Below are 8802 nucleotides of genomic sequence, written 5' to 3' on the forward strand. Positions count from 1 at the left end.
TTTATATGAGTTCTTCAGAATTTATTTCAAAGATTGATTATTATTGCCATAAGAAAGAGAGTCTATTTGACCAAAGCAAGTTTAAATATGCCATTCGCTCGATGTTTGCAGGTGCTTTCTTAACCTTTAGTACGGCCGCTGGGGCTATAGGTGCTGATCTACTCAATAGCATCGTTCCAAGTGCTGGCTATTTTCTTTTTCCCTTTGTATTTGCTTGGGGACTGGTTTACATTGTATTTTTAAATGCTGAATTGGTCACATCAAACATGATGTATCTGACAGCTGGAACATTCTTGAAGAAGATTGATTGGAAAAAAGCCTTTGTCATTTTGCTCTATTGTGCCTTTTTCAACTTAGTTGGTGCTCTGTTAGCAGGTTGGTGCTTTGCTAATTCATCGGCTTTTTCACACCTGACACACGACAGTTATCTTCCAAAGATTGTAGCTAAGAAGTTGGCACGACCTAGTGAGTTGGTCTTGTTGGAAGGGATTTTGGCAAATATGTTCGTAAATATTGCTATTTTATCTTCTATTTTAGTTAAGGATAGCAGTGCTAAGCTATGGATTATCTTATCAGCTATTTCTATGTTTGTTTTCTTATCTAACGAGCATATTGCAGCCAACTTTTCATCCTTTAGCATTATTAAATTCAGCATTGTTTCTGACCAAATTGCTAACTTTGATATTCCTAATATCCTACGTCATTGGAGTGTTACCTTCATTGCTAACTTGATTGGTGGAGGATTCTTGATAGGCTTACCATACGCTTATCTTAATAAAAATGAAGAGACTTATGTTGATTAGTACAAGCTTTTGAAAATAAAATGAATATTAATAATAGAGGAGGTCGGGACTAAAAATCCAGACCTCGATTTTTTTGGCCAAATAACCTTTTGATAAAAACGTTATTTTCTCTGTCTATAAATTCAAACATATTATTAGTTCATGGACTTTAGCTGAAAACTAAAGAGGCTTTTTTGTAAATTCAATATAGATTAAAGTGAAAACACATATTAAATATATAGAATAGAGAGTTTGAAAATAAAGGGTTGAAAACATTAAAGATACTGATACAAAGCAAATGGAAACGATTGCTACAAGTGATAAAAATATTGTAAATAGAATTAAGAAAGCCTTTCCATAATTTCGATTTTATGTTATAATATTCACAAATAAAAGTTTTAGGAGTTTATATGGTTTCTTCAGAATTTATCTCAAAAATTGAATTTGCTTGTAAGAAAAAGGAAAGTCTTTACAGTCAAAGTAAATTCAAGTATGCTATCCGTTCAATGTTTGCTGGTGCATTCTTAACATTTAGTACAGCAGCTGGTGCAGTTGGAGCTGACTTGATTAATAAGCTTGCTCCTGGTAGTGGACGTTTCCTCTTCCCATTTGTTTTCGCTTGGGGATTGGCTTACATTGTCTTCTTGAATGCTGAGTTAGTAACATCTAACATGATGTTCTTGACAGCTGGTAGCTTTTTGAAAAAGATTAGCTGGAGAAAAACTGCTGAAATCCTTCTATACTGTACACTCTTTAATTTGATCGGTGCTCTTATAGCAGGTTGGGGATTCGCCCATTCAGCAGCTTATGCAAACCTTACCCATGATAGCTTTATTTCTGGAGTTGTGGAAATGAAGTTGGGCCGTTCAAATGAACTTATCTTGCTTGAAGCTATCTTGGCTAATGTCTTTGTAAATATCGCGATTCTTTCATTCGTTTTAGTTAAGGATGGTGGAGCAAAACTTTGGTTGGTTCTTTCAGCCATTTACATGTTTGTATTCTTAACAAACGAGCACATCGCCGCAAACTTTGCTTCATTTGCGATTGTGAAGTTCAGTGTTGCTGCTGATTCAATCGCAAATTTCGGTATTGGAAATATTCTTCGTCACTGGGGTGTAACCTTCATCGGTAACTTTATCGGTGGTGGTCTACTCATGGGATTACCTTATGCCTTCTTAAATAAAAACGAAGATACATATGTAGATTAAAAGTTGGATTCATTCCAACTTTTTCTTTTTGTTTATCCATGCTATAATGAAAGTAGAATAGATAAATTTAGAGGAATAACATGAACGAGATTAAATGTCCCAATTGTGGCGAAGTATTTACAGTCAATGAAAGTCAATATGCAGAACTACTTTCTCAAGTTCGCACTGCAGAGTTTGATAAGGAATTGCATGAGCGAATCAAACAAGAATTGACATTGGTGGAACAAAAAGCCTTAAATGAACAACAGGCAAAACTAGCTCAAAAAGATCAAGAAATAGCCCAGCTTCAAAGTCAAATTAACAACTTTGATACAGAAAAAGAATTGGCTAAGAAAGAAGTGGAGCAAAGTGCAAGTCAAAGCTTGCTAGAGAAAGAAAAAGAAGTTCAAGCACTTGAGAACCAGTTGCTTACCTTGCGTTTGGAGCATGAGAACCAACTTCAAAAAACATTATCTGACTTAGAGAAAGAAAGAGATCAGGTAAAAAATCAGCTCCTTTTACAAGAAAAAGAAAATGAGTTGTCTCTAGCTTCTGTTAAACAAAACTACGAAGCCCAACTCAAGGCAGCTAGTGAGCAGGTTGAATTTTACAAGAATTTCAAGGCACAACAATCAACCAAGGCAATTGGTGAAAGTTTGGAACATTATTCTGAGAGTGAGTTCAACAAGGTTCGTAGCTTTGCCTTTCCAAATGCCTACTTTGAGAAGGACAATAAGGTTTCAGCACGTGGTTCTAAGGGCGATTTTATCTTCCGTGATTTTGATGAAAATGGACTAGAATTCATTTCCATCATGTTTGAGATGAAAAATGAAGCAGACGGGACAGAGAAGAAGCATAAGAATGCGGATTTTTACAAGGAATTGGACAAGGATCGCCGTGAGAAAAACTGTGAGTATGCAGTTTTGGTAAGTATGCTTGAAGCAGATAACGACTACTTTAATACAGGAATTGTTGACGTTAGCCATGAATATGAGAAGATGTATGTCATTCGTCCCCAGTTCTTTATTCAACTAATTGGACTCTTGCGCAATGCTGCCCTTAATTCCCTAAAATACAAGCAGGAGTTAGCGCTTGTTCGTGAGCAAAATATCGATATCACGCATTTTGAGGAAGATTTGGACGCTTTCAAGGTAGCTTTTGCAAAGAATTATAATTCAGCTTCGGTCAACTTCGGAAAGGCCATCGATGAGATTGATAAAGCCATTAAGCGTATGGAAGAGGTCAAGAAATTCCTGACAACATCAGAAAACCAACTCCGACTGGCTAATAACAAGCTGGATGATGTTTCTGTCAAAAAATTAACCCGCAAAAATCCAACCATGAAAGCAAAGTTTGAAGCATTGAAGGGGGAATAGAAAGCAAGACATGAACGGTATTATCAACTTAAAAAAAGAGGCGGGGATGACCTCGCATGATGCAGTCTTCAAGCTGCGTAAGATTTTGGGAACCAAGAAGATTGGTCACGGTGGGACGCTAGATCCTGATGTGGTGGGTGTTTTGCCGATTGCCGTTGGCAAGGCGACTCGCATGGTCGAATTTATGCAAGATGAGGGCAAGATTTATGAGGGTGAAATTACTCTGGGCTATTCTACGACCACCGAGGATTCTAGTGGTGAGGTAGTTTCAGAGACTCCAGTTTTGTCACCTTTGAATGAGAATCTTGTCGATGAAGCAATCGCTAGTCTGACAGGTCCTATCACTCAGATTCCACCTATGTACTCTGCTGTCAAGGTCAATGGTCGCAAGCTTTATGAGTATGCTCGTGCTGGTCAGGAAGTGGAACGTCCAGAACGTCAGGTGACCATTTATCAATTTGAACGGACAAGTCCGATTTCTTATGAGAGCGAACTTGCACGCTTTACTTTTCGTGTAAAATGCAGTAAGGGAACCTATATTCGTACCTTGTCGGTTGACTTAGGAGAAAAACTTGGCTATGCTGCTCATATGTCTTATTTAACACGAACAAGTGCAGCTGGGTTACAGTTAGATGATGCTTTGACCTTAAGTGAAATTGAGGAAAAAGTACAAGCTGGTGAATTAGACTTTCTTCATCCCTTGGAGATTGGGACAGGTGACTTGGTCAAGGTATATTTGACTCCAGAGCAGGCAGAAGAAGTGCGCTTTGGTCGCTTTATTGAATTGGAACAAACCGAGAAGGAATTGGCTGGTTTTGAAGGTGAAAAATTACTAGCCATTTTAGAGAAACGTGACCAACTCTATAAGCCTAGAAAGGTTTTCAATTGATTAGGACTGGTGGTAAAATCGCAAACTGATTTTTAGTTTTAAAAAATGCTAAAAGTCAGTCCAGTTTTGACCAGAAAAAGTTATGAAAAAGGGTTGAAAACACGGTGATATTTGACAGTTTTGCTTGCTTATGATAATATTTAAATAAAGAAAAGCTAGAAAACTTTCAGAGGATATTATGAGTATTGAGATGACTGTTAGTGAGATTGCCGAGGTCTTGGGCTTGTCCCGCCAAGCAATCAATAACCGTGTCAAGGAATTACCTGAAGAAGATACGACTAAAAATGATAAAGGAGTCACTGTGGTAACTCGTAGTGGCTTGATTAAGCTTGAAGAAATCTACAAAAAGACTATTTTTGAAGATGAACCTGTTAGTGATGATGTGAAGCAACGTGAATTAATGGAGATTCTTGTTGATGAAAAGAACGCTGAAATCATCCGTCTTTATGAGCAATTAAAGGCCAAAGACAAACAGTTAGCTGAAAAAGATGAACAGATGCGTGTCAAAGACCGTCAAATCGCAGAAAAAGATAAGCAATTGGATCAACAACAACAGTTAACCCTACAAGCCATGAAGGACCAAGAAACCCTTCAGTTGGAGTTGGATCAGGCTAAGCAAGAAGTACAAGCAACGAAGAAAGGCTTCTTTGCTCGCTTATTTGGAGGATAAGAAAAAACTGCTTGGTTTCTAGATATAACCAAGTAGTTTCTTTTTACACATACAGTAAGGAATGGATAAGATGGAAAAATTAAGAGATTATATTTCATTTGATTTGGAATTTAATAAACACCAAGATAAAACTCACTTGATTCAGGTATCTGCGGTCCGTTTTAAAGATGGTGAAGAAGTAGGAGCATTTGACTCATATGTTCATACGGATGTACCATTGAAAAGTTTTATAAACGGTTTAACGGGTATCACATCTGAAACCTTGAAGGATGCTCCGAAGGTGGAAGATGTTCTCAAAGATTTTCAAGCCTTTATTGGTCAATTACCTATCGTTGGCTATAATGCAGCTAAGAGTGATTTACCGATTCTCTTAGAACATGGTTTGGATTATAGTAGCCAATATCAAGTGGACCTCTATGATGAAGCTTTTATGCGACGTAGTTCGGATCTTCACGGGATTGCAAATCTCAAGTTACAAACTGTTGCAAGCTTTCTAGGATTTAAGGGACAATCTCATAACAGTTTAGAGGATGCTCGTATGACTGCGCGTGTTTATGAAGCTTTTTTAGAATTTGATGAAAGTAAAATCTTACTGGACGTCAAGAGTAGTCTTAACTCTAATCCTTTTGGTGGACTAGATTTATCACAATTATTTGATTAGGAGCTTTTATGAAACCTGAAAAGCCTAAAAAATTGGGTTTTAAAAAGATTTACCTCAATCTTGATAAAATCCTCTTTCTATTTTTTCTAATTTTTATGTTGGTCGACTATATTTGGTTACCTTTGAATTCATTGATAGCGGGTTTTTTGCTAAGTCAGACGGGCTATTTGTTTATTTCCTATAATAATGTTTTTGAAATTTTAAAACATGCGCCTTTAGTCAGCCTTGGTTTTTTAATCTTAATAGCCATTAACCTTTTAGTAGCCTATTTTCAACTAAGTCTCCTCTTCATTGGGGCTCGACACCTTCTCTATCATGAAAAACGAACCTTGATTGAGTATAGTCGCAAGGTCTTTCGTGAAAGTATAGCCTTTATGAAACGTCTGACTCTTTCCAAGGCCTTGTTTATCTTCGTATATATTGCTATGATTTTTCCTTTTATCAGGAAGATTTTTAAAATTTATTATTTTAATAAAATAGTGATACCTGAATTTATTCAGACCTATATGGAAGACAAATACTGGATGTGGTGGTTATCTATTTTTATCTTAAGTATCCTATTTCTCTACATCTCTGTAAGAGTGATGTTTGCCCTTCCGAAAATTTTTTATGACAAGATGACAGTTAAGGATGCTGTGATCTACAGTCTAGAAAAAACCAGAAATCATTTTTGGTTTTACGCTTGGCATCTCTTTCTAATCCTTGTCAAAACGAATCTTTTCTTCTATTTGCTTTTAATACCTCTATTGTTGATACAGTCTTTAGTGGATGGTCTTACACATCGAGAATCTTTGATTCTTGCTATTTCGAACTATATATTGATTAAAAATATCCACTATATGGCTTTGACTTACTTCCTGGTTAAGTTTACCTCCTTTTTAACTGGTGAGGAGTTGGATATTATGCCAAGACGAAAGAAAGATCATATCATGAGATGGGGTGTAATGGGGTGCGCAAGTGTCTTCTTTGCGATTGAGGGTTATGCTTATCTAGAAGCACCCGTAGTCAATCCTCCACTTGTCATCTCTCACAGAGGTGTCTCAAATGGAAATGGTGTCCAAAATACAGTTGAATCCTTAGAAAAAACAGCTCAGTTAAAACCAGATTTAGTTGAGATGGATGTACAAGAAACTAAGGATGGTCAGTTTGTCATGATGCATGATGCTAACCTAAAAAGTTTAGCGGGATTAAATGTAACACCGCAAGACTTAACTTTAGATGAGTTGAAGCAATTAGATATTTATGAAAATGGTTATCAGACCAAAATATCCAGCTTTGATGATTATATAAATCGTGCCAATGACCTTCATCAGAAATTGCTGATCGAAATAAAAACAAGTCGAAAAGATAGTGCTCAAATGATGGATCATTTTCTAGATCAATATGGGGCAAAGATCAAAGTCTATGGGCATCAGATGCAATCTTTGGATTATCATGTTATTGAAAAAGTAACTCAGTATGATAAGGAAATTCCAGTCTATTTCATTCTGCCCTACAATTCCGTTTTTCCAAGAACGAATGCTACCGGTTATACCATGGAATATTCTACCTTAGATGAATATTTTGTAACCAAGCTTTGGAATACAAAACAAAAACTCTATGTATGGACAATCAATAGTTCGGAATCCTTTGATAAATCCCTACGTTTGGGAGTTGATGGTATGATAACAGATGATCTGGAAAGAATTAAAGAAGAGCTTGAAACCGCTCAGGAAGACCCAGAATACGCTGATTTACTTTTAAAGAAGGCAACGGAATTCTTTACTTTTTAGATAAGACAAAAGAGGCTGAATTCAGCCTCTTCTTTTTATGCTATTAGAATGGTAATTTCCCTGCAAAAGCACCGAGTTTCTTTTTAGTTGCTTCATCAATTTGTTCAAGAGCAGCATTGACTGCTTGAACTGTCATATCTGATAGAGTTTCAATATCTTCTGGGTCAACAACTGCTGGATTGAAATCAATTTTTGTAACTTTCTTGTCCCCTGTTAGTGTGGCAGTTACAAGGTTTTGGGCAGAAGTTCCAACAAATTCTGTAGCAGCAAGTTCAGCCTGACTTTGCTCCATTTGTTTTTGAAGTTTTTGAGCTTGACGCATCATGTTTTGCATATTCATCATAAGATTTTTAAGATTCCTTTCGTATCAAGGCTTTTAGCCTTGTTTTAATTTTTAGATTGAAAGTTTAGTTCCTACTTTAACAGGCTTTTTGATAAGCGAGTAGATCAAGAGGTACTTTATTGATTATATCATTTTTAAACTGTAAATAAAAGTTAAATATTTAATGAATAGGGGTTTTAAAAGGTCCCCCGTGTACGTAAAAATAGAAGAACTAACAATAAATTAAGAAAAAATGCTGTTCTTTAATCAAGGCTATGAAGTTAAAAATCCTTGCTTTATGATGTTATTCGGAAATGATTTTTAATGATCATTTTGATAAAAATATGAGATAATGAATAGGTGTATTTAACGAGAGATTAAAAAACATCCGAGTGTTTAGATTATTGTAGTATACAGGAAGTATTGTTATGAAAAAGATAAACTTTAAAGTTGATAATCCTTATGAAAATATTGATAGAATCAGAAAAATAATTTCCAATATTGTTCAGGTTGCTCCTGATTCCTATATTTATTTTGGAAATATTGTTTCATATTCTAAGTACGATGGTGATGATTCTGAGAGTATTAAGAAACGACAAGAGTTAATTGATTACAATGCAGATGTTAATTTTTATCATTTTAAGATGATAGAGGTGAATGCATTTTATGAATATCTATATCATTGTAAATATATTGAAGACGGTCAAATTATAGTTACTAATAAAGAATATGATGTCGAAGACATATATAGACTATTGGCTACTCCAGGAGAATTCGTACTGGATTTAGAAGTGTTAGAGGGAGAGCTGTTTTACATCAGATATGATGATATGCTTATCGATGAATTGATTTTTAAAAAGTAGAAAAAGAACTTATAAAGTTTTTAATTGTAGGAACTTAATAATGACTGAAAATCTGATATCTATAGAAAAACTTATAAGACTTTAGCTTCTGAAATTCAGAACAGGCTACATGACTTCAAAAACCAATAATCACTCTTGAAAATTTTTGAGGTATGAACTGCACCCCAAAAGTTAGACAGAAAAAAATCTAACTTTTGGGGTGTTTTTATTATGAAATTAACTTATGATGATAAAGTTCAGGTCTATGAACTTAGAAAACAAGGATATAGCTTAGAGAAGC

Annotated in this window: 9 protein-coding genes and 1 pseudogene; 9 read left to right on the forward strand and 1 reads right to left on the reverse strand. The window is 35.5% G+C overall.

Annotated features, from left to right (window positions below; genetic code table 11):
• Positions 1 to 5 precede the first annotated feature (5 nt).
• The 7 genes from QM406_RS05360 to QM406_RS05390 all read left to right on the forward strand — a co-directional run bounded on the left by QM406_RS05360 (position 6) and on the right by QM406_RS05390 (position 7337).
• Positions 6 to 803 carry a formate/nitrite transporter family protein gene (locus QM406_RS05360; protein ID WP_075230563.1) on the forward strand — a complete coding sequence of 266 codons (798 nt, stop codon included), beginning with the start codon at positions 6 to 8 and terminating at the stop codon, positions 801 to 803.
• A gap of 389 nt (positions 804 to 1192) precedes the next feature.
• On the forward strand, positions 1193 to 1990 hold the full coding sequence (locus tag QM406_RS05365) for a formate/nitrite transporter family protein (protein ID WP_414273638.1): 798 nt from the start codon (positions 1193 to 1195) through the stop codon (positions 1988 to 1990).
• An 80-nt stretch (positions 1991 to 2070) separates the two neighbouring features.
• Positions 2071 to 3345: a DUF2130 domain-containing protein gene (locus tag QM406_RS05370; protein ID WP_414273639.1), complete on the forward strand. Its 1275-nt coding sequence runs from the start codon at positions 2071 to 2073 to the stop codon at positions 3343 to 3345.
• Positions 3346 to 3355: 10 nt separating this feature from the next.
• Positions 3356 to 4234: a tRNA pseudouridine(55) synthase TruB gene (gene truB / locus QM406_RS05375; protein WP_414273640.1), complete on the forward strand. Its 879-nt coding sequence runs from the start codon at positions 3356 to 3358 to the stop codon at positions 4232 to 4234.
• A 178-nt stretch (positions 4235 to 4412) separates the two neighbouring features.
• Entirely contained in the window at positions 4413 to 4904 is a 492-nt protein-coding gene (locus QM406_RS05380; protein ID WP_049504976.1) for a DUF536 domain-containing protein, read from the forward strand.
• A 70-nt stretch (positions 4905 to 4974) separates the two neighbouring features.
• The gene (locus tag QM406_RS05385; protein ID WP_414273641.1) at positions 4975 to 5565 is read left to right on the forward strand and encodes a 3'-5' exonuclease; all 591 of its coding nucleotides are present in this window, start codon (positions 4975 to 4977) and stop codon (positions 5563 to 5565) included.
• 8 nt (positions 5566 to 5573) lie between these two features.
• Positions 5574 to 7337 carry a glycerophosphoryl diester phosphodiesterase membrane domain-containing protein gene (locus tag QM406_RS05390; RefSeq protein ID WP_414273642.1) on the forward strand — a complete coding sequence of 588 codons (1764 nt, stop codon included), beginning with the start codon at positions 5574 to 5576 and terminating at the stop codon, positions 7335 to 7337.
• 43 nt (positions 7338 to 7380) lie between these two features.
• Here QM406_RS05390 and QM406_RS05395 read toward each other — a convergent pair whose 3' ends face one another.
• The gene (locus QM406_RS05395; RefSeq protein WP_000981533.1) at positions 7381 to 7680 is read right to left on the reverse strand and encodes a YbaB/EbfC family nucleoid-associated protein; all 300 of its coding nucleotides are present in this window, start codon (positions 7678 to 7680) and stop codon (positions 7381 to 7383) included.
• Positions 7681 to 8087: 407 nt separating this feature from the next.
• Between QM406_RS05395 and QM406_RS05400 the strand changes: the two genes are divergently transcribed.
• A complete protein-coding gene (locus QM406_RS05400; RefSeq protein ID WP_414273643.1) occupies positions 8088 to 8522 on the forward strand; it encodes a hypothetical protein in 435 nt (144 codons plus the stop codon).
• Positions 8523 to 8732: 210 nt separating this feature from the next.
• Positions 8733 to 8802: pseudogene (locus QM406_RS05405) on the forward strand (transposase); the annotation flags it as partial.

It is taken from the genome of Streptococcus infantis (assembly GCF_047465035.1).
In the GTDB taxonomy this organism is placed as follows: Bacteria; Bacillota; Bacilli; order Lactobacillales; family Streptococcaceae; genus Streptococcus; species Streptococcus infantis_T.

Excerpts from the sequence above, each read along its gene's own strand:
- QM406_RS05360 (WP_075230563.1), top strand. The coding sequence starts at position 6 with ATGAGTTCTTCAGAATTTATTTCAAAGATTGATTATTATTGCCATAAG.
- QM406_RS05365 (WP_414273638.1), top strand. The coding sequence starts at position 1,193 with ATGGTTTCTTCAGAATTTATCTCAAAAATTGAATTTGCTTGTAAGAAA.
- QM406_RS05370 (WP_414273639.1), top strand. The coding sequence starts at position 2,071 with ATGAACGAGATTAAATGTCCCAATTGTGGCGAAGTATTTACAGTCAAT.
- truB (WP_414273640.1), top strand. The coding sequence starts at position 3,356 with ATGAACGGTATTATCAACTTAAAAAAAGAGGCGGGGATGACCTCGCAT.
- QM406_RS05380 (WP_049504976.1), top strand. The coding sequence starts at position 4,413 with ATGAGTATTGAGATGACTGTTAGTGAGATTGCCGAGGTCTTGGGCTTG.
- QM406_RS05385 (WP_414273641.1), top strand. The coding sequence starts at position 4,975 with ATGGAAAAATTAAGAGATTATATTTCATTTGATTTGGAATTTAATAAA.
- QM406_RS05390 (WP_414273642.1), top strand. The coding sequence starts at position 5,574 with ATGAAACCTGAAAAGCCTAAAAAATTGGGTTTTAAAAAGATTTACCTC.
- QM406_RS05395 (WP_000981533.1), bottom strand. The coding sequence starts at position 7,680 with ATGATGAATATGCAAAACATGATGCGTCAAGCTCAAAAACTTCAAAAA.
- QM406_RS05400 (WP_414273643.1), top strand. The coding sequence starts at position 8,088 with ATGAAAAAGATAAACTTTAAAGTTGATAATCCTTATGAAAATATTGAT.